The organism is Paenibacillus sp. GCM10023250 (assembly GCF_042653205.1).
Lineage (GTDB): Bacteria > Bacillota > Bacilli > Paenibacillales > Paenibacillaceae > Paenibacillus_Z.
Window position 1 is genome coordinate 24,818 of the sequence record NZ_JBHSHY010000022.1, and the last position, 19,021, is coordinate 43,838.

Here is a 19,021-nt window from a genome sequence, read left to right on the forward strand (position 1 = left end):
GTGCGCCCAGTGTCCAAAGCCGACAACATGCTCGCGATCCTCTGGCTGCTCAAAGCAAACAAGCGCATGACGGCCAAACAGCTGGCCGATGCGCTGGAAATGCATGTTCGCACGGTGTACCGCTACATCGACGCGTTGTGCGCGAGCGGCGTGCCGATCGTGGCGGACTCCGGCCACAACGGGGGCTACAGCCTCCTGCCGCAGTTCAAGGAGTCGCCGCTCTTCTTCGATCTCGAGGAGCAAAAGGCGCTGCTGCAGGCGGCCGTCTTCGCCCAAGAAGCCGGCTACCCGTACGGCGACGTCCTTCGGCAGGCACTGACGAAGCTGAAGCGGTATACGAACGAGGAGCAGCGGACCGCGATCGACCGCCACCTCGTCGGCTTCGACGTCATCAGCTCCGGCCCGGACGAAGGCATGGCCCCGGTGCTGCGGCTGCTCGAAGCGGCCGTCGCCGGGAACGGCACGATGCTGATCGAGCATCACAAGGGCGTCGGGCTCGAACCGCAGCGGCGGCACATCGACCCATACGGCCTCGTGCATTGGAAGAGCAAATGGTACGTCGTCGCCCATTGCCATCTGAGGGAGGAGATCCGCAGCTTCCGCGTCGACCGCATCGTCTCGGCTGAGCCGACCGACGCGCGCTTCGAGCGGCCCACGGACTTCTCCGCCCGCAGCTACCTGCTGCAATTCCTGAAGCCGTGGAGCAGCGCCGACGGCGAGAAGCTGATTGCGGTCGTCGTGGAGGGCAAGCCGGAGACGCTCAATTCGCTTTGCGAAATGGGGCCGTTCGGCGATTCGCTCGTCGAGCGCACGAAGGACCGGGCGCATTTTCTGCTGGAAGAGAACGCCGTGCTCACCTACGTCCCCTACTACCTGCTCGGCTTCGGCGCCAGGCTGACCGTTCTCGGTCCGCCCGAGCTGAAGGCGCGCATGGCGAGCCTCGCCCTGGAGCTGCACGAGCATTACACCTCAATGCTGTAGTGAAACGCCGCCTCCGGCCGCGAAGCCCAGGCTCCGCTGGTACGCATCCAGCTGATCCGCCGGATTCGGGACGGAGCCGCCATGGCACACCTCGAGCCGCGACGGGAGAAGCTTGCGCACGATCTCGCTGCTGCGGACCGCTTCCGCCATGTCCGCCGTGAACATCGGCATCGGCTTGCGGAGCCGTCCGCCCTTCGACGTGAAGAGATCGCCCGCGAGCAGAACGCCGTCCGCCTCGTGGAAGTAAACGACGTGGCCCGGAGAGTGGCCCGGCGTCAAATGCGCCGACAACCCGCCCACGCGGGCAACCGTGCCGTCCGCTTCCATGGGCAGCGGCTTCGCCAGCCCCGGAGCGACGAACTGCTGCGGCTTTTTGCGCCGCGGGTAAGGCAGCCGCCCTTCCATGTACGGAATTTCGATCTCGTGCGCATAGACGGCCACGTCCGGGTAGCGTTCGACCAGCTTCTTGACCGCCCCTATGTGGTCCGCATGGCCGTGCGTCAGCACGATGCGCCGCAGCGGCAGCCCGAGCCGTTTCTCGGCAAATGCCGCAATCCCCTTCGTCATCGTCGAGATCCCCGCGTCCACCAGCGTAATGCCGTCCTTCTCCACGACCGCCCAGACATGAATCGGAATAATGACCCACGTGCTCAAACTCCAAACATGCTCCGAAATCCGTTCGACTTTCATCCGTATCCCCAGCCTCTCATTAGGATTGCCTTGTTATAACCAGTGGTTACTAACCGTTGGTTATAATATAAAACATATTCCACCGGCTGTCAATGCTCCATTTATTGCTCGCTTCTTCATGACCGCGGTTCCCGTCCCGCTCGCCGCGCTTTCGCGGATCGGCCCAGGATGCTTAGGTCCGAGCTTTAGCGAACATTTAGGCTTGAGCCGCTTGACTCCGTCAATCAGATTAGATTAATATCTAATTAGATATTCGTTAAATTTGATAAATGACAAATTTAATGAGTGACGAATTTGAGAAATGCCATACCACCGAAAGGCGGCGACCGCTATGATGCAGCTCGACAAAATCGTCAATTATCACAAAGCGCTGGCCGATCCGACCCGCGTCCGCATGCTGATCCTGCTGGCGGAAGGCGAGCTGACCGGCCAGGAGCTGGCCGAGAAGCTGTACCTCTCCCCCGCCACGATCACGCATCACGCCGGGAAGCTTCGGGCCGTGAGCCTGATTCGCGAGCGCCGCGACAAGAACGCGATCTATTTCTCGCTGGACCGGTATTTCGTGAAGCAGTACGAGGGGGCGCTGCAGGCCATGCTGGCCAAACCGGCGGAGGCCGATACGAGGAAGGAGGCGGAACCGATGGACGAGAAGAACGAGAAGAACGAGAAGGACGAGAGGAACGAGAAACTGAAGCAGTCCGTGCTGCGCAATTTCTTTACCGCGGAAGGCAGGCTGAAGCATATTCCCGCCCAGCTGAAGAAGAAACGCATCGTGCTGGAGCATCTGGCGGAACGGCTGCAGGAAGGCCGCAGCTACACGGAGAAGGAATTGAACGCCTTCATCCAAGACTACCATCCCGACTTCGCCACGATCCGGCGGGAATTCATCATGCACGCGTACCTGTACCGGGAGCGGGAAGTGTACGAACGCAATCCGCGCGAGATGTGGGAGCGCTGGGAGACGCTGGCGTGATCGCGCGCGGGAGCGCAACCGGCAAGGCGAACGGATTGGCGCTCGGCTAGACAATGACAACGTACACGGCAAGGCAAAGGTCCGCGACGCCCCCTGACCGCGACTGCGGGTAAACGTCGCACGCGCCAAAAAACAGAAGGCTGCGCGAACCCGATCGGGTCCGTGCAGCCTTCTTGCTTCGATTGCTTCAATTAATAGCTTCGATTGATATTTTCGATCCGGCCTTACTCGCCGGCGATGTTGTTTTCCTTCAGTATGACGTCGTGCGCGCCGCCCTCGACAATGCTGGTCGCGGAAACGAGCGTGATCCGCGCGTTGCGCTGGAGCTCCGGAATGGAAATGGAGCCACAGTTGCACATCGTCGATTTGATCTTGTGCAGCGTCTTGCCCAAATTCTCCTGCAAACTGCCCGCGTACGGCACGTAGGAGTCGACGCCCTCCTCGAACATGAGCCCCGCCTTGCCGCCGGTGTCGTACCGCTCCCAGTTGCGGGCGCGGTTCGAGCCCTCGCCCCAGAATTCCTTCACGAAGTTGTTGCCGACCTTGAGCTTGCGCGTCGGGCTCTCGTCGAACCGCGCGAAGTAGCGCCCCATCATGACGAAGTCCGCGCCCATCGCGAGCGCCAGCGTGATGTGATAGTCGTGCACGATGCCGCCGTCGGAGCAGATCGGCACATACACTCCGGTTTGCTCGTAATACGCGTCGCGCGCCGCGGAGACCTCGATCAGCGCGGAAGCTTGTCCGCGGCCGATGCCCTTCTGTTCGCGCGTGATGCAGATGGAACCGCCGCCGATGCCGATCTTCACGAAGTCCGCGCCGGCGTCGACCAAGTATTGGAAGCCTTCCTTGTCGACGACGTTGCCGGCGCCGATCTTGACGTCCGGGAAGTTCGCCTTGACGAACTCGATCGTGTCCTTCTGCCATTCGGAATAGCCGTCCGAGGAGTCGATGACCAGCACGTCCACGCCCGCCGCCACGAGCGCCGGCACGCGGTCCTGGTAATCCTTCGTGTTGATGCCCGCGCCCACGATGTAGCTCTTGTTGGCGTCGAGCAGCTCCATCGGGTTCACTTTATGCTCGTCATAGTCCTTGCGGAAGACCAGGTACTCCAAGTTGCCTTCATCATTCACGACCGGCAGGCAGTTCAGCTTATGGTCCCAGATCAGATCATTCGCTTCCGACAGCGTCATGCCGGATTTGCCGTATACCAGCTTCTCGAACGGCGTCATGAAGTCGGCGACGGACTTGGACTGCGGATCCCGGCTGACCCGGTAATCGCGGCCCGTCACGATGCCGAGCAGCTTGCCGTTCGGGGAACCGTCGTGCGTGATCGCCACGGTGGAATGGCCCGTCCGCTCCTTCAGCTCCAGCACGTCCTTCAGCGTATGGTCCGGCGTCAGGTTGGAGCGGCTGACGACGAAGCCGGCCTTGTAGCTCTTCGCCCTGCGGACCATCTCCGCCTGACTCTCGACGGATTGCGATCCGAAGATGAACGAGATGCCGCCGCTGCGCGCCAGCGCCACAGCCATGCGGTCGTCCGAGACGGCCTGCATGACCGCCGACGAGAACGGAATGTTGAGCGAATACGCCGGCTGCTCGCCTTTCTTGAATTTGACGAGCGGGGTCTTGAGCGACACGTTCGCCGGGTTGCACGCCTTCGTCGTCAGATTCGGCACCAGCAGAAATTCGCTGAAGGTGCGGGACGGTTCCATGTAATAATAAGCCAAAACAATGCGCCTCCTGGAATGATGGATTCCGAATAAATTTTTACAAGCATATCACAGCACCCGCGAACAAGCAATGGAAGTTCTGTTAAACCTATTTGCCGGACGAGGCGGCCGCTTCCGCCGCCTTCAGCAGCTCGATCGCTTTGTTTCGCTGCGGATCCTCGGTCTGGAATTTGGCCGTCAGCCGATCCAAAATCCGGTAGGCCGTCCGGTCGTTCATCTCGCCGGTCACCGGCAGCGACTCCTTCTGCTGGAAGGCGCGCACGGCCGATTCCGTCGCCTCGTCGAAGATGCCCGACCCCGTCCCGGTGCCGTAGCCGATCGCCTGCAGCATCTTCTGCACGGTGACGACCTTGTCGCCGTAATCCCCGGCCCTCAGCTTCAGGCCCGGGTCAAGGCGCGGCAGCAGCGCGTAATCCGGCGGCGCGACCGCCACGTTCGGCTCGATGCCTTTCTTGTGGATCCACTGCCCGTTCGGCGTCCGCCACTGCGCTTCGGTCAGCTTCAGCACGGAACCGTCCTTCAGCTGGTTGAAGTTCTGCACGATGCCCTTGCCGAACGTCTTCTCGCCGACGACCTGCGCGCCTGCCGTATCCTTGAGCGCCGCGGTCAGCACCTCGGCGGAGCTGGCCGTATGCCCGTCCACGAGAATCGCGATCGGCAGCGTCCACGGCTCCTTCTGGCTCGACGTGTGCGTGAGCACCTGCTTCTCATCCTTGTACACGACCTGCACGATCGTCTTCCCTTTCGGCACGAACCGGTTCGCGATCTCGATCGTCGGGTTGAGCAGCCCGCCAGGATTGCCTCGCAGATCCAGCAGCAGCGCCTTCATGCCCTGCTTCTGCAGGCTCTGGACCGCCGCGTCGAATTCCTTCGCCGTCTTCTCCGCGAACCGGCTGATCGTGATCTCGCCGATGCCGTCCGCCTTCATCGCCGAGGAGACCGTCAGCACCGGCACGTCGCCGCGCTTCACCGAGACGGTCACCATGCCGCTGCGGCCGGGCCGCTGCACCTCCAGCTTGACCGTCGAGCCCGTCTTGCCCTGCAGCTTGCTCTTCAGCTCGTCGAAGGTCAAGCCCTTCACGCTCTTGCCGTCAACCGTCTCGATGGCGTCTTCCTTCTGAAGCCCCGATTTCTCGGAGGGCGCTCCTTTAATGATATTGTCGATGATGAACGCGCCGTCCTCCTGCCGGATCTCCACGCCGATCCCGACGAAATGGTCCTCGTACGACTGCATGTACGCCTCGCCCTTGTCCTCCGACAGGTACACGGAATATGGATCCTGCAGCGAGCCGACCATCCCTTCCGCCGCGCCGTCGACGAGCGCCTTGGACTTCGCCCCGTCCAAATAATCGTTCATGATTTCCTTGTACGCGTACGATAAATTGCCGAACGCCTGATCCTTGATGATCGGATACTGCACCAGCATGCTCAGCCGGCCGACGACGAAGCCGCCCAACAGCAATATCGCCATGATCGCGACGAGCGTCACGCGCCGCTGCTTCGCGGCCTTCTCACCGAACCTATTCATCCCCACACCTCTTCCGCAATTGAACCTGTTTCCTCACTCTATCGCATTCGGAGAGCCGCCGCAAGTTCGCGCGATCCCCAGCGAAAAAGACCCCTCCCGAGACTTGCGGAAGGACGGCGCGGCCGTCGTTCTCGCGTGCTCGAAAAGGGTCTTCGTTGCGATGTGAAGAAGCTGCCCGGCGCCGCGCGACGCGGGAGGCGGCGCGGGCCGCGAATGCGGATTTACAGCGGCACGGTCTCCGTCGCGAGCGCGAGCCAAGCGCGCTCTTCGGCGCTCAGCGCGATCGGCAGCGCGTCGACGCTGTCCTTCAGCTCCGCCGGCGACTGCGGCCCGATGATCGCCGCGACCGGGAACGGCTGGTTCAGCACGTACGCGAGCGCGATCTGGTTCGCGGTAACGCCGTACTTCTCGCCAAGGACGCCGGCACGGCGCTTCCGCTCCCAGTTCTCGTCGCTGTAGTAGACGCGGACCATGTCGGCGTCGCCGCGCTTGTCCGGGGCGCACCGGTCCGTGAAGAAGCCGCCGGACTGCGACGACCAGGACAGGATCGGCAGGCGGGACTGCTCGTGCCATGCTTCGTCTTCGGCCGTCGTCGACACGCAGCCGGCCCAGCGCGGCTCGATCGGACGGGCGAGGCCGAGGTTCGGGCTGCTGCAGCTGAAGCCCGTCATGCCGTGCTTCTCCGCATAGGCGTTGGCCTCGCGGATACGCGCGACGCTCCAGTTGGACGCGCCGATCGCCCGGCAGCGGCCGGCTGCCAGCTGATCGTTCAGACCTTCGAGGATGTAGCCCACGTGGACGTTGGGATCGTCGCGGTGCAGCAGATACAGATCCATGTAATCCGTGCCTAACCGTTCCAGCGATTCGATCAGGTCGTTCTGAATGCATGTCTTCGTCATGCGCGACTGCTCGTACGGATGCGCGCCCTTGCCGATCACGACGATGTCGGCGCGGTTGCCCCGCGCTTCCATCCATTTGCCGATGGCCTGCGCCGAGCTGACGCCGTAGATGTGGCCAGTGTCGATCGCGTTGCCGCCGGCGGCGGCGTACGCGTCGAGCAGCCCGCCCGAGTAGTCCATGTCTTCGGTCTTCAGCATCATGGAGCCCTGGATCAGCTGCGTGACGCCTTGCGGAATGCCCGCGATCTCGATTCGTTTCATGCGATTCGTTCTCCTTTGCACCTATAGATTGAGCTATATTGCTTATTATAGTAAAGGATTCCGCCGCGCCATATCGAAATATATTGCTTGCGTTACCACGATATTGACGTTTACATCGACATGAACGGGAGGCGACGACGTGTTCCGCAACCATCTTACCCTGCCGCTGCAGCCGCCCGGCCGGTTCTATTGCTTCCCGGAGTCGGCCGGCCATTATCAGCCCGACCCCGAACACGAGGTCCGGCGCGAGGCCGGCACGATGCAGGCGTTCAACCTGCATCTCGTGACCGCCGGCAGCGGCTTCGTCGAGCAGGACGGCCGGCGCCGGGAGCTGCGGGCGGGCGACTGCTTTCTCTATTTCCCCGGCGACCCGCAGGTCTATTACGCCCATCCCGACCATCCGTGGGCGATCAAGTGGATTCACTTCTATGGCAGCGGGATCGAGGCGGACTTGAAGGCGCGCGGCTTCCGCCGCGCCGTGCCGTGGCGGCCGCGCACGGCGGCGGAGCTGGAGGCCCGGTTCGACGACCTGCTCGCCGAAATCGAACGGCACAAGCTGCTTCACCCGAGCCGTGTCGCCATGCTGCTGTACGGCGTGCTCGCGGAATTCATCGAGCAGGCCGAGCCGTTGTCCGCGCCCGCCGCCGGTCCGCCGGCCGCCGCCGCGCGGCGCATCCTCGCCCTGCTGCCGGAGCTGCAGGCCGCCGCGGCCGAGCCGTTCGACCTCGACGCCTGGGCCGGGCGGGCGGAGACGAACCGCTACGCCTTTTGCCGCTGGTTCCGCCGCGCCGTCGGCCGGACGCCGCTGCAATTCGTCACGCTCTGCCGCATCCAGCGGGCCAAAGCGCTGCTCGTGGAACGGCCGGAGCTGAGCATCGGCGAGGTCGCCCGCCAGTCCGGCTACGAGACGGCCGGCTACTTCAACAAGCGGTTCCAGGAGAGCGAAAACATGACGCCGACCGCCTACCGGCAGCAGTTCGCGGGACGCCGCGCCGGACGAAGATAACGCTTGTTCCCGCCCCCGATTTCCGCTACAATCAAGGACAATGCAAGCCATAGAGAGAAGGAGCGGAGAGCATGATTTACAAACTGATTGCCATCGACATCGACGACACGCTGCTGACGGACGACATCGTCGTCACGCCGGGCACCAAGGCGGCGCTGGCCGCCGCGATCGAGCGCGGCGTCTTCGTGACGCTGGCCACGGGCCGGATGTTCCCGTCGGCGAAGAAGATCGCGAAGCAAATCGAGCTGAACGTGCCGATCATTACGTACCAAGGCTCCATGGTGAAGACGCTGCTCGACGAGCAGGTGCTGTACGAACGCTACGTGCCGGAGGACGCGGCCCGCGAGCTGTACGCCTTTTGCAAAGCAAACGGCCTTCATCTGCAGCTGTACATCGACGATATCCTGTACGTGCAGGAGGACAATGATAAAGCCCGCGCCTATTCCGCGCTGTCGAACATCCCGTTCGTGGTAGAGCCGGACTTCGAGTCGCTGCTGGCCAAACCGTCGGCAAAAATGCTCATGATCGACGAGCCCGCCCGTCTGGACGAGGTGGCGGAGCAGCTGGCCCCGCTCATCGGCAACCGCGTGCATATCACGAAGTCCAAGCCGCATTACCTGGAAGTGACGAACAAGGAAGGCACGAAGGGCCACGCGATCGCGTTCATGGCCGAGCATATCGGCTGCACGCTGGACGAGGTCATCGCCATCGGGGATTCCTGGAACGATCACGAGATGATCGAAGCCGCCGGCCTCGGCGTCGCGATGGGCAACGCCCTCCCGAAGCTGAAGGAAATCGCGCAGTACGTCACGAAGACGAACAACGAAGAGGGCGTCAAGCACGTCATTGACAAATTCATTCTGCAAACGGTGTAAACGCGAAGAGCCGCTGCCTCCCGTCCGAAGGACGAGGCATGCGGCTCTTTTTTGCGCTTGCGCGCCGCGGCTTATACCGTGAAATACGTCCACGCCGACAGCAGCAGCGACGCCGCGACCATGGCCGCGAGCGCCTTCAGCACCTCGCCCCCGAGCTTGCGCAGGTCGACGTTCAAGCCGAGTCCGATCATCGCCATCGTGAGCAGGAACGTCGTCGCGACGGTCAAGGCGTCGACGGCGCCAGGCGCCGCTTGCAGGAGACGATGGCCGAACGCGCTGCTGCCGAACAGGCTCATGGCCGCGAAGCCGAGCAGGAACCACGGGAACGGCAGCGGCGTCTTCGCTTCTCCGCCCTGCGCCTCGCCGCCGCGGCGGCGCAGGCGCCGCTGCACGTACACGATCGCGAGGCAGACCGGCACGAGCAGGAAGACGCGGCCGAGCTTGGCGAGCAGCGCCAGCGCCAGCGCGTCCTGCCCTGCCGGCGACGCGGCGAGCGCGGCATGCGCGATCTCGTGCAGGCTCGCGCCGGACCAGATGCCGTACTGCGCATCGGTCAGCCCGAGCAGCGGGCGAAGCAGCGCATACGCGACGGCGAACGCCGTGCCGACCAGCGCGATCAGGCCGGCGCCGATCGCCGTGTCCTCCTCCTTCGCGCGCAGAATCGGCGAGACGGCCGCGATCGCCGCCGCGCCGCAGATGCCCGTGCCGATGCCGAGCAGCAGCGACAGCCGCGGATCCGCCCGCAGCCATCTTGCGAACAGCATCGTGCAGCCGACCGCGAACAGCACGACGGCCGCGTCCCGGACTAGCAGCCCGAGGCCTTCCTCGTAGACCGCGACGACGTTCAGCTTGAGGCCGTAGAGCACGATGGCCAGCCGCAGCAGATGCTTGCTCGCGAACTGGATGCCAGCCTTCTGCCGCGCGGGGTAGCCCCGCAGCTGCCGGTAGACGACCGCCAGCAGGATGGCGCAGGCCATTTGGCCGGCGTAGCGAAATCCGGGCAGGAACGCGAGGCCGCAGCCGGCCGACGCGATCAGCAGCGTGAACGCAAGGCCGCCGAGCCGCAGCCGGCAGGCGCGGAGCAGGGCGTGGGGAACGCCGGGCGGCCGTTTCAGCGAGTAAGGGATCGTCATGTCTGTACCGCCTCCGTACGTTCGGGATGGTTCCCATTATACCGGCCGTTCTTCGATAAGAGAAATCAATCCTTATGATGAATCGGATCAGCATTTGTTATGCCGGGCGAACGATCGGGTTCGTTACCGTTTTGTTACGATCATCCCGGGGTCAAGCGTTTATAGTATAAGCAGACCTATACAGGAGGGATTTCCATGAACCACCGCACGCACAACCGCCCCGTCAAAACGATGACCGCCACCGTCCTCGGCACGGCGCTTCTTCTCTCGGCAGCCGCACCGTTCGCATTTGCCGCGGAGACGGGCCAATCGTCCGCCGCCCCAGTGGCCGTCGTCGCGCAGGCGAACGGTGCCATACAGATGACGACGACCGTCATCAAGAATTCGACGAACCAGCTCGAGACCGATCTCGAGATTCCGGTCCTGAAGGGCATGAAGGACGCCGCCTACCAAAACGCACTGAACGCGAACATCGCCGCGCGCGCGAAAGCGGCCGCCGACGCGATCGCTAAGCAAGCGGCCGCAGGCGCCGGTTCGGACGAGCTCCGCCCTTACGGCGTCACCGTGAAAGCCGAGCTGATCTCGAACGGCAGCGCAGCCGCGGACGGCGTCCTCTCGCTCCGCGTCCTCACGTATACGTACACGGGCGGTGCGCACGGCGTCACCCTCGCGGAGACGTACAACGTCCGCAACGAGGCGAAGGCGTCCCCGATCAAGCTGAAGGATCTCTTCGGCGCGAACTACAAGAGCATCGTCAACCGCGCGGTGCAAGCAGAGATAAAGGCGCGGCCGGGCGACTTCTTCGCCGATCAGTTCCGCTCAATTGCCGATGATCAAGCGTTCTATATCAAGAACGGCGTCGCGTACGTCATCTTCCAGCAATACGAGATCGCTCCGTATGCCGCAGGCATGCCGGAAATCGCAGTCGTCATTCCGGATGGCGCCGCCGTGCCCGCAGGCGCGGTCAAGCTGCCGGTCGTGGCGAACGGCCAAAACGTGAAAGCCGCCTTGTACGCGGCTCCGGGCGGTACCGTCATGGCGCCGCTGCGTACGGTCGCCTCCGCGCTCGGCTACACGATCAGCTACGACGCGCGCACGCACCAGACCAAAGCAACCAAAGGCAACGACTGGGCGAAAATATCGGCCGGCCTGAACCGTTACGCCTTCAAAGACATGGCCTCCTTCGCGCTTGGCGCCGCACCGGCGACGAAGAACGGCACGCTCTACGTACCGCTGGATTTCTTCGCGAAGGTGCTGCACGCCGACCTGGCGTACACGAAGCAAGCCATCGTCCTGACGTCCGCGCCGGCGAACTAATGCGCGCAGCCTCCCTTTAGCCGCTGCCGCATGCCGCACGCTAGGTCGTCGTCGCCCCGCGCGTCGGCGAGCTAGCGTGCGTGCATCTAACCGGCTTGAAACTAGCATGAACAAGGCCCTGCCGCTTCCATCGAAGCGGCAGGGCCTTGTTCGGTTCAATGAGACATGCGTCAAATGCCCGCCAGGATTTGATACCAGACGCCTTTCGGCGAATAGAGCGTATTGCGGACTTCCGCCCAGCCGCCCAGGTACGAGATATCGAACAGCCCCGGCGGCGTGACGAACTTGTCCTTGACCTCCTCCATGACGGAGGCGTTCACGGGGCGGAAGCCGTACTTGGCGAGTATCCGCTGCGCGTCCGGGCCGTGCAGGTAGGCGACGAGCGCTTCCGCGACCTTGCGCGTCCCGTGCTTGTCGACGTTCTTGTCGACGACCGCCGCGGGGTTTTCGATCAGGATCGTCGAGGACGGAATGACTTCCTCGTAAGGAACGCCCTGCCGCTTCCGGCCGAGCAATTCGTTCTCGTAGGTGACGATCACGTCGCCGAAGCCGTATTCGAACGCGGCCATGGAGGCGCGCCCGCTCTTGTCGAGCGACTCGACGTTCCGGTGGATGCGTTCCAGGAACGCCTTGGCATACGCCGGATCCTTCTTGCCCGTCTTCGCCTCGGCTTCTTTCAGCCCCGCGCCGTACATCGCATTGATGTCCCATTGCGCGCCCCCGGACGTCTTCGGGTTCGGATAGAGCACCTTGACGCCTTTGCGGGTCAGATCGTCCCAGTCCTTGATCCCCTTCGGGTTTCCTTCGCGGGTGCCCATAACGGCGATCGATCGCGTGATCATGCCGGCGTCGCCGAACTGTTTGCGCCAGTCGGTCGTGATGAAGCCGGCCTTTTGAATTTTGTCGATGTCGCTTTCCATCGCGAGCACGGCCACGTCCGCTTCGAATCCGCCGGCGATGGCGCGGGCCTGCGTACCGGAGGCCTCGTACGATTCCTGGAATGTCACCGTCTGCCCCGTCTCGGCCTTCCACTGCTTCGCGAACGCGGGCAGCAGCTCCGCGAACGAGTCCTTCACGACGGAATACGCGCCGATGACGAGCGTCGCGCCGCCCACGGGCGCCGTCTGCGCGCCGCCGTCCGCTGCGCCCTCCGCGCCGCCGTCCTTCCCGCAGGCCGCCGTCAGGAGAAGCGTCAGCGCGAGAAGCGCCGTACCCGCAATCCGCCATCCTTTGAGTAGGGTAGGTTTCATTGTGCACACAACACTTTCTGTTTCGGCAAGCGAGTCGCCAGGATAGGACGGCCGGCTTCGCGCGCGGCCGGGATGCCTAGATGCGGCTAGATATAGATCGGCATCGGGTCTTCCTTCAGCTTGTTCTCCATGATCCACGTGTCGTCGTCGTTGAACAGGTACGCGCGGTGGATGAGGACGCTCACCGGCTCGCCCGGTGTCAGGACGTCCTTCTCGAGCGAACGGTACGTGATCAGCTTGATGTCGCCGATCTCGACCTCCACCATCCACTCGCTGCCGCGGAAATGCAAATGCCGCACGATGCCGTCCACGGTCGCCGAAGGTATGCGGAAGTCGCTCCGCTTGCCGATCTCGATATACTCCGGCCGGATCAGCGCCTTCGTCGACGGCCAGTTGGCCGCCTCCTCGAAACCTCGCAGCCGCTGGACGTTCTCGACGATCGTCGATTCGCCGATGAAGCTGGCCACGAACTGCGTTTGCGGGCTTTTGTAGATATCCCAAGGCGTGCCCTTCTGTTCCAGCCGCCCTTTGTTGATGATCATGATCTCGTCGGCGACCTCGATCGCCTCGTCTTGGTCGTGCGTCACGAAGATCGAGGTGATGCCGAGGCGCTCGATCATATCCTTCAGCCACGTGCGCAGCTCCGTCCGGATCTTGGCGTCGATGGCCGCGAACGGCTCGTCGAGCAGCAGCAGCTGCGGCTGCGGGGCGAGCGCCCGCGCGAACGCAACACGCTGCCGCTGGCCGCCGGAGAGCTGATGCGGGTAGCGGTGCTCGAAGCCCTTCAGGCCCGTCAGCTCGATCAGCGACATGACGCGCTCGCGGATGACGTCCTTCTTCTCCTTCTTCACCTTCAGGCCGAACGCGACGTTGTCGTACACGGTCATGTGCTTGAACAGCGCATAGTTCTGGAAGACGAAGCCGATGCCCCGCTCCTGCGGCGGCAGGTCGTTGACCCGCTTGCCGTGGAACACGATGTCGCCTGACGACGGGGATTCCAGCCCCGCGAGCATGCGGAGAATCGACGTCTTGCCGCCGCCGCTCGGGCCGAGCAGGCCGATCAGCTGGCCTTTGGCGATGTCGAAACTGACATCCCGTACGGCGTGGAAATCGCCGAACTGTTTATTTAAGCCGCGCACCTCGATATGCATCGTTCAATGCACTTCCTTTCTCTTCTTCGCCCATTCCATGAGCAGCAGCAGGCCGACGGAGAACGCCGCGAGCACCAGCGCGACGCTGCTGGCCTCGGTCACGTTGAAGTTCTCCACGTCCTGGTAGACGAGCGTTGTCGCCGTCTGTGTCTTGTTCATAATATTGCCGGACACGACGAGCACCGCGCCGAACTCCCCGAGTGACCGGGCGACTGTCAGTACCACGCCGTAGATGACGCCCCAGCGGATCGACGGCCACGTCACCTTCCAGAAGGTGTACCACGAGTAGGCGCCGAGCGTCGACGCGGCTTCTTCCTGCTGCGCGCCGATCTCCTGCAGCACCGGCATGACTTCGCGCACCATCAGCGGGAACGTGACGAACAGCGTCGCCAGGATCATGCCGGGAAGCGCGTACACGACTTTGAAGCCGATATCCTCGAAGAACGCGCCGAGCGCCGAGCTCGGTCCCAGCACGAGGACGATCATGAGTCCGCCGATGACGGGGGAGACCGCGAACGGCAGGTCGACGATGCTGTTCAGGAGGCCCTTGATCCGGCGGGACAGCCAGGTCGCCCGGACGAGGTACAGCGCGAGCATGACGCCGAACAGCGTGTTCAGCAGCGTCACGATCACGACGAGTATGCCCGTCATCATAAGCGCGTGCAGTGATTGCTCGCGCGTGAGCGACGCCGCGAAGCCGCTCCAGCCGTCGCCCCAGGAGCCGATGAAAATCTTCCCCAGCGGCGCGACGATCAGAATCAGGAACACGAGATACGTCAGTGCAATCCACAGTTTTTTCATTTGGCGTGCCTCCTCGCCTGAACGAGGTTGACGGCGCCGAGGATGAGGAACGAGAGCGTCAGGAGCAGCACGGACACGGCCGCGGCACCCTGCGCGTTATCGCTTTCGATTTCGCCGAAAATATAGACCGACGCGATCAGCGTCTTGCCCGGAATGTTGCCGGCCACGAGCACGACGGCGCCGAATTCCGCCAGCGCCCGGGAGAACGCCAGCATCGCGCCGCTGATGATGCCCGGCAGCATCGACGGGAAGATCACCTGCAGAAACGTCCGCGTTCTGGACGCTCCGAGGGTATAGGAGGCTTCCTCCTCGGATTTGTCCAATTCCTCGAGCAGCGGCTGCACGCCGCGAATGACGAACGGAAACGTCACGAACACCATCGCGATCACGATCGCGGGCTCATGGAATACGATTTCAAAACCGAGCTTGCCGGCCAGGCCGCCGGCGATGCTGTTGGGGCCGAGCAGCAGCAATATCATCAAGCCGCCGACCGCGGTCGGCAGCGCAAACGGCAAATCCACGAGGCTGTTCAGAATGCTCCGCCCGGGGAACCGGTACCGGATCAGCACCCAGCCGATCATCGTGCCCAGAAGGACGTTGATCAGCGCGGCGAACACGGACAGCTTCATCGTAAGAAGAACGGCTTCCCATGCCAGCTGGTCCGTCACGCTTTGCCAGAACGGCGCCCAGCCCAGCTTGAACGACTGGGTGTAGATGCCGATGATCGGCAAGACGATCAGCAGAATGAAATAAAGCATAATGGTGCTGCGAAACCCGAAGCTCCACAAGCGGCCGCGCATTATGAAATTCAAGCTGAATAACCCCCTGACGCTTTCCTTGAGGAATCGCGGTGCGGTATAGATAATCCCCATTAAAATACTTGGTATTCACACTTTAGCAGACCGCGGGATGTCTAGTCAATCCTTGGAACAGTGAAAATCTCGCGCAGCCGGCGAAAACGAAAAGCTCCCCAGAGGTCCATTCGGAACCTCCGGGGAGCTGGTCGCCCGTTCTCGGGCCGGGGCACACGGCAGTGCGCCCGAATCTACTCGCCTTCGATATAATAACGGTCCTCGCCGATCGCGATGACCGCCTGGCCCTGCGTCAGGTCCGTGATCCACGCCGCGAACGCCTCCGCGCCCGGCGCCTCGGGCAGGCACGTGATGACGACGCGGTCGGTGAACTCGGTGCCGTCGACGCGCACGCCGCGCGCGTGGAATTCGTTCTCGAGCTTGCCGTACCAGGTGTAGTCGACATCGACGACCACCTCCCGGTGCAGCACTTGCGTAATGGCCTCCGACGCTTCGATCGCCGCGACCGCGCCGTCGGTGTAAGCGCGGATCAATCCGCCCGCGCCAAGCATGATGCCGCCGAAATAGCGGGTTACGACGACGGCGACGTTTTTGAGCCCTTGATGCTTGATCACTTCAAGAATCGGTTTGCCGGCCGTGCCGCTCGGCTCGCCGTCATCGGACTGCTTCTGGCATTCGTCGCGTTCGCCAACGACGTAGGCCGAGCAGTTGTGCGTCGCGTTCCAATGGAGCTTCTTGATCTCCTCGATGAAGGCGATCGCTTCTTCCTCCGAGGCGACGGGTCTGCCGTGGCCGATGAAACGCGACTTCTTGATGACGATCTCCTTGCTTCCCGGCTGCCGCAGCGTCCGGTAGCGGTTCAACATGTCCGCCGCTTACAGCCGAGCTTCGAGCTCGGCTTTTTCTTTCTCGTAGCCCGGCTTGCCGAGCAGCGCGAACATGTTCTTCTTGTACGCTTCGACGCCCGGCTGGTCGAACGGGTTCACGCCCGACAGGTAGCCGCTGATGCCGCAGGCGATCTCAAAGAAGTAGACCAGGTAGCCGAACGTGTACGGCGTCATGTCGGCGATGTTCACGACGAAGTTCGGCACTTGGCCGTCCGTGTGCGCGAGCAACGTTCCTTCGAACGCCTTCTTGTTGACGAAGTCCATCGTCTTGCCGGTCAGGAAGTTCAAGCCGTCCAGGTTGCTTTCGTCGTGCCCGATCGTGATTTGCTCGGCGACGGTGCCGACTTGGATGACCGTTTCGAAAATATTCCGGTTGCCCTCCTGAATGAACTGGCCCATGGAGTGCAGGTCGGTCGAGAAATCGACGGCCGCCGGGAAAATGCCTTTGTAATCCTTGCCTTCGCTTTCGCCGTACAGCTGCTTCCACCATTCCGACACGAAGTGCAGCGCCGGCTCGTAGTTGACGAGGATTTCCGTCACTTTGCCTTTGCGGTAGAGCGCGTTGCGGGCCGCGGCGTATTGGTATGCCTCGTTCTCGGCCAAGGCCGGGTTGTTGTAGGCGACGGACGCGTCCGCCGCGCCTTTCATCATGGCTTCGATGTCGATGCCCGCCGCCGCGATCGGCAGCAGGCCGACGGCCGTCAGCACGGAGTAGCGTCCGCCGACGTCGTCCGGAATGATGAAGGACTCGTAGCCCTCTTCGGTCGCGAGCTTCTTCAGAGCGCCCTTCTCGCGGTCCGTCGTGGCGTAGATGCGCTTGCGCGCTTCGGCCTTGCCGTACTTGGCTTCCAGCGCTTCGCGGAAAATGCGGAACGCGATCGCCGGCTCCGTCGTCGTGCCGGATTTGGAAATGACGTTGATCGACCAGTCGCGGCCTTCCAGCAGCTGAAGCAGATGCGTCACGTACGTGGAGCTGATATTGTTGCCCGCGAACAGAATTTGCGGCGTCTTGCGCTGCTCCTGCGGGAGAAGGTTGTAGAAGGAATGCGACAGCATTTCGATCGCGGCGCGCGCGCCGAGGTAGGAGCCGCCGATGCCGATGACGACGAGCACTTGGGAGTCGGATTGGATTTTGTTCGCCGCCTGTTGGATGCGCGCGAATTCGTCTTTATCGTAATTCGTCGGCAGGTCGATCCAGCCGAGATAGTCCGAGCCCGCGCCGGTGCCGCTGCGGAGCTGGTCGTGCGCCGTGCGCACCTGCTGCGCCAGATTGTCGATCTCGTGCTGGCCGATGAACCCGAGCGCTTTGCTGTAATCGAAGGAAACTGCTTTCGTCATGATGGAACCTCCTGAAAGTTTTTTGCGATGCTTCGTGGATATTCTTCAATGCGAGCGAAAAACTCGCTTCGAAAGCATAGGCTTAAGTTTTTTGCGATGCTACTGTGGATATTCTTCAATGCGAGCGAAAAACTCGCTTCGAAAGCGTGCATTATGTATGGCGGACCCGTTCCGGCTCGGCTTGGCTCCAAGACGTGCGCGTTCGGCCGCCGCGGGCATGTCCTGCTTACGTCACGATAAGGATAATGGATTTCCTACCCAAAAACAAGGGAACCCCGGCAAGCATGCAGCTTGGCCGAAAAGTATGGTAAAATGGTTGGAGCTTTGCACAAACGGAAACTAGGAGATGACGTACCATGTTCAAAATCGGCTTTATCGGCCTCGGCGTCATGGGCGAGCCCATGGCGGCCAACCTGCTGCGCAAAGGCTACCCGGTCACGGTCTACAACCGCACCCCTGGCAAGGCGGCCCAGCTGCTCGAGCTCGGCGCGGCGGAAGCGAAGACGCCCGCGGCGGTCGCCGAAGCTTCCGATATCATCATGACCATGATCAGCAACGACGATTCAATCCGCGAAGTCTACTACGGCGACAACGGCGTGCTTGGCGCGCTGAAGCCGGGCTCCATCGCCATCGACAGCAGCACCATCTCGCCCGCCCTCTCCCGCCAGCTGCACCAGGACATCGCGGCCAAGTCCGCCTCCTTCCTTGACGCCCCGGTCACGGGCAGCAAGCCGGCGGCGGAAAGCGGTTCGCTGACGTTCATGGTCGGCGGGGACGCGCAGGTATTGGCGAAGGTCCACGACGTGCTGAGCGCGATGGGCCGCAAGATCATCCCGATCGGCCCAGGCGGCAGCGGCTCGACCGCCAAGCTTGCCCATAACGCGATCGTCGGCATTAACGTGGCCGCGCTGCTGGAAGGGATGGCCATCGCGGCCAGCGGCGGCATCGACGCCGCTTCGTTCCTCGAGCTCGTCCAATCCGGCGGCGCCGCGAGCAAAATGGCCGAGTTGAAAACGCCGAAGCTGCTGGAACGCGATTTCAGCGTGCAGTTCTCGCTCGGACTGATGCTGAAGGACCTGCGCCTCGCCTCGGTGCTGTCGGACGAGCTGAAGACGCCGACGCCGATCCTGGAAACGGTCAAAAGCCTGTACCAAATCGGCGACGCGATGGGCTTCGCCGACTTGGACCTCTCCGCGCTGGCGCACAGCTACGAGCAATGGATTAACAAGCCGATCACGAACCATGGCGGCGCGAAAGCTTAAAGCGATTCGCATGGTGTCCTGCTAGTGCCGCAACGAAGACAAAAGGCTGCTCCGAGCCCCGCTATTGGCGGGTGAACGCGGAGCAGCCTTTTTTGCATGCTTGGCCAGGCTCGGAGCCGCGGCCGGA

At 62.7% G+C, this 19,021-nt stretch carries 17 protein-coding genes; 6 read left to right on the forward strand and 11 right to left on the reverse strand.

Annotation, left to right across the window (positions count from 1 at the left end; genetic code table 11):
- The first annotated feature begins 9 nt into the window (after positions 1-9).
- Positions 10-981: a helix-turn-helix transcriptional regulator gene (locus ACFPB1_RS17185; protein ID WP_379227337.1), complete on the forward strand. Its 972-nt coding sequence runs from the start codon at positions 10-12 to the stop codon at positions 979-981.
- Here the strand turns inward: ACFPB1_RS17185 and ACFPB1_RS17190 are convergent.
- On the reverse strand, positions 970-1,671 hold the full coding sequence (locus ACFPB1_RS17190) for an MBL fold metallo-hydrolase (RefSeq protein ID WP_379227338.1): 702 nt from the start codon (positions 1,669-1,671) through the stop codon (positions 970-972). The two genes, ACFPB1_RS17185 and ACFPB1_RS17190, sit on opposite strands and share 12 nt — an antisense overlap.
- Before the next feature lie 334 nt (positions 1,672-2,005).
- Here ACFPB1_RS17190 and ACFPB1_RS17195 point away from each other — a divergent pair, with 334 nt between their 5' ends.
- The gene (locus ACFPB1_RS17195; RefSeq protein WP_379227405.1) at positions 2,006-2,644 is read left to right on the forward strand and encodes a metalloregulator ArsR/SmtB family transcription factor; all 639 of its coding nucleotides are present in this window, start codon (positions 2,006-2,008) and stop codon (positions 2,642-2,644) included.
- 224 nt (positions 2,645-2,868) lie between these two features.
- Here the strand turns inward: ACFPB1_RS17195 and ACFPB1_RS17200 are convergent, their stop codons facing one another.
- The 3 genes from ACFPB1_RS17200 to ACFPB1_RS17210 all read right to left on the reverse strand — a co-directional run bounded on the left by ACFPB1_RS17200 (position 2,869) and on the right by ACFPB1_RS17210 (position 7,062).
- Positions 2,869-4,371, reverse strand: coding sequence for an IMP dehydrogenase (locus tag ACFPB1_RS17200; protein ID WP_379227339.1), 1,503 nt, complete (start codon positions 4,369-4,371; stop codon positions 2,869-2,871).
- 91 nt (positions 4,372-4,462) lie between these two features.
- Complete coding sequence (locus ACFPB1_RS17205) at positions 4,463-5,902, reverse strand: S41 family peptidase (RefSeq protein ID WP_379227340.1); 1,440 nt, start codon at positions 5,900-5,902, stop codon at positions 4,463-4,465.
- Positions 5,903-6,123: 221 nt separating this feature from the next.
- Positions 6,124-7,062, reverse strand: coding sequence for an aldo/keto reductase (locus tag ACFPB1_RS17210; protein WP_379227341.1), 939 nt, complete (start codon positions 7,060-7,062; stop codon positions 6,124-6,126).
- Positions 7,063-7,201: 139 nt separating this feature from the next.
- On the opposite strand from ACFPB1_RS17210, the gene ACFPB1_RS17215 reads away from it, so the two are divergent.
- Together ACFPB1_RS17215 and ACFPB1_RS17220 are read left to right on the forward strand one after the other, a co-directional pair.
- On the forward strand, positions 7,202-8,068 hold the full coding sequence (locus ACFPB1_RS17215; protein ID WP_379227342.1) for an AraC family transcriptional regulator: 867 nt from the start codon (positions 7,202-7,204) through the stop codon (positions 8,066-8,068).
- 74 nt (positions 8,069-8,142) lie between these two features.
- On the forward strand, positions 8,143-8,943 hold the full coding sequence (locus ACFPB1_RS17220; RefSeq protein WP_379227406.1) for a Cof-type HAD-IIB family hydrolase: 801 nt from the start codon (positions 8,143-8,145) through the stop codon (positions 8,941-8,943).
- Positions 8,944-9,014: 71 nt separating this feature from the next.
- Here ACFPB1_RS17220 and ACFPB1_RS17225 read toward each other — a convergent pair whose 3' ends face one another.
- Positions 9,015-10,076 carry a YeiH family protein gene (locus ACFPB1_RS17225; protein WP_379227343.1) on the reverse strand — a complete coding sequence of 354 codons (1,062 nt, stop codon included), beginning with the start codon at positions 10,074-10,076 and terminating at the stop codon, positions 9,015-9,017.
- 195 nt (positions 10,077-10,271) lie between these two features.
- Here ACFPB1_RS17225 and ACFPB1_RS17230 point away from each other — a divergent pair, with 195 nt between their 5' ends.
- A complete protein-coding gene (locus tag ACFPB1_RS17230) occupies positions 10,272-11,393 on the forward strand; it encodes a stalk domain-containing protein (protein ID WP_379227344.1) in 1,122 nt (373 codons plus the stop codon).
- A gap of 170 nt (positions 11,394-11,563) precedes the next feature.
- Here the strand turns inward: ACFPB1_RS17230 and ACFPB1_RS17235 are convergent, their stop codons facing one another.
- The 6 genes from ACFPB1_RS17235 to ACFPB1_RS17260 form a co-directional block, all read right to left on the reverse strand.
- Positions 11,564-12,643, reverse strand: coding sequence for a sulfate ABC transporter substrate-binding protein (locus ACFPB1_RS17235; protein WP_379227345.1), 1,080 nt, complete (start codon positions 12,641-12,643; stop codon positions 11,564-11,566).
- 86 nt (positions 12,644-12,729) lie between these two features.
- Positions 12,730-13,794 carry a sulfate/molybdate ABC transporter ATP-binding protein gene (locus ACFPB1_RS17240; protein WP_379227346.1) on the reverse strand — a complete coding sequence of 355 codons (1,065 nt, stop codon included), beginning with the start codon at positions 13,792-13,794 and terminating at the stop codon, positions 12,730-12,732.
- A 3-nt stretch (positions 13,795-13,797) separates the two neighbouring features.
- The gene (locus ACFPB1_RS17245) at positions 13,798-14,595 is read right to left on the reverse strand and encodes a sulfate ABC transporter permease subunit (protein WP_379227347.1); all 798 of its coding nucleotides are present in this window, start codon (positions 14,593-14,595) and stop codon (positions 13,798-13,800) included.
- Positions 14,592-15,395 carry a sulfate ABC transporter permease subunit CysT gene (cysT, locus tag ACFPB1_RS17250; RefSeq protein WP_379227407.1) on the reverse strand — a complete coding sequence of 268 codons (804 nt, stop codon included), beginning with the start codon at positions 15,393-15,395 and terminating at the stop codon, positions 14,592-14,594. The genes ACFPB1_RS17245 and cysT overlap by 4 nt, the downstream gene beginning before the upstream one ends.
- A 245-nt stretch (positions 15,396-15,640) precedes the next feature.
- On the reverse strand, positions 15,641-16,273 hold the full coding sequence (locus tag ACFPB1_RS17255) for a YigZ family protein (RefSeq protein ID WP_379227348.1): 633 nt from the start codon (positions 16,271-16,273) through the stop codon (positions 15,641-15,643).
- A gap of 9 nt (positions 16,274-16,282) precedes the next feature.
- Positions 16,283-17,632 carry a glucose-6-phosphate isomerase gene (locus ACFPB1_RS17260; protein ID WP_379227349.1) on the reverse strand — a complete coding sequence of 450 codons (1,350 nt, stop codon included), beginning with the start codon at positions 17,630-17,632 and terminating at the stop codon, positions 16,283-16,285.
- Positions 17,633-17,988: 356 nt separating this feature from the next.
- On the opposite strand from ACFPB1_RS17260, the gene ACFPB1_RS17265 reads away from it, so the two are divergent.
- Positions 17,989-18,894 carry an NAD(P)-dependent oxidoreductase gene (locus ACFPB1_RS17265; protein ID WP_379227350.1) on the forward strand — a complete coding sequence of 302 codons (906 nt, stop codon included), beginning with the start codon at positions 17,989-17,991 and terminating at the stop codon, positions 18,892-18,894.
- Positions 18,895-19,021 lie beyond the last annotated feature (127 nt).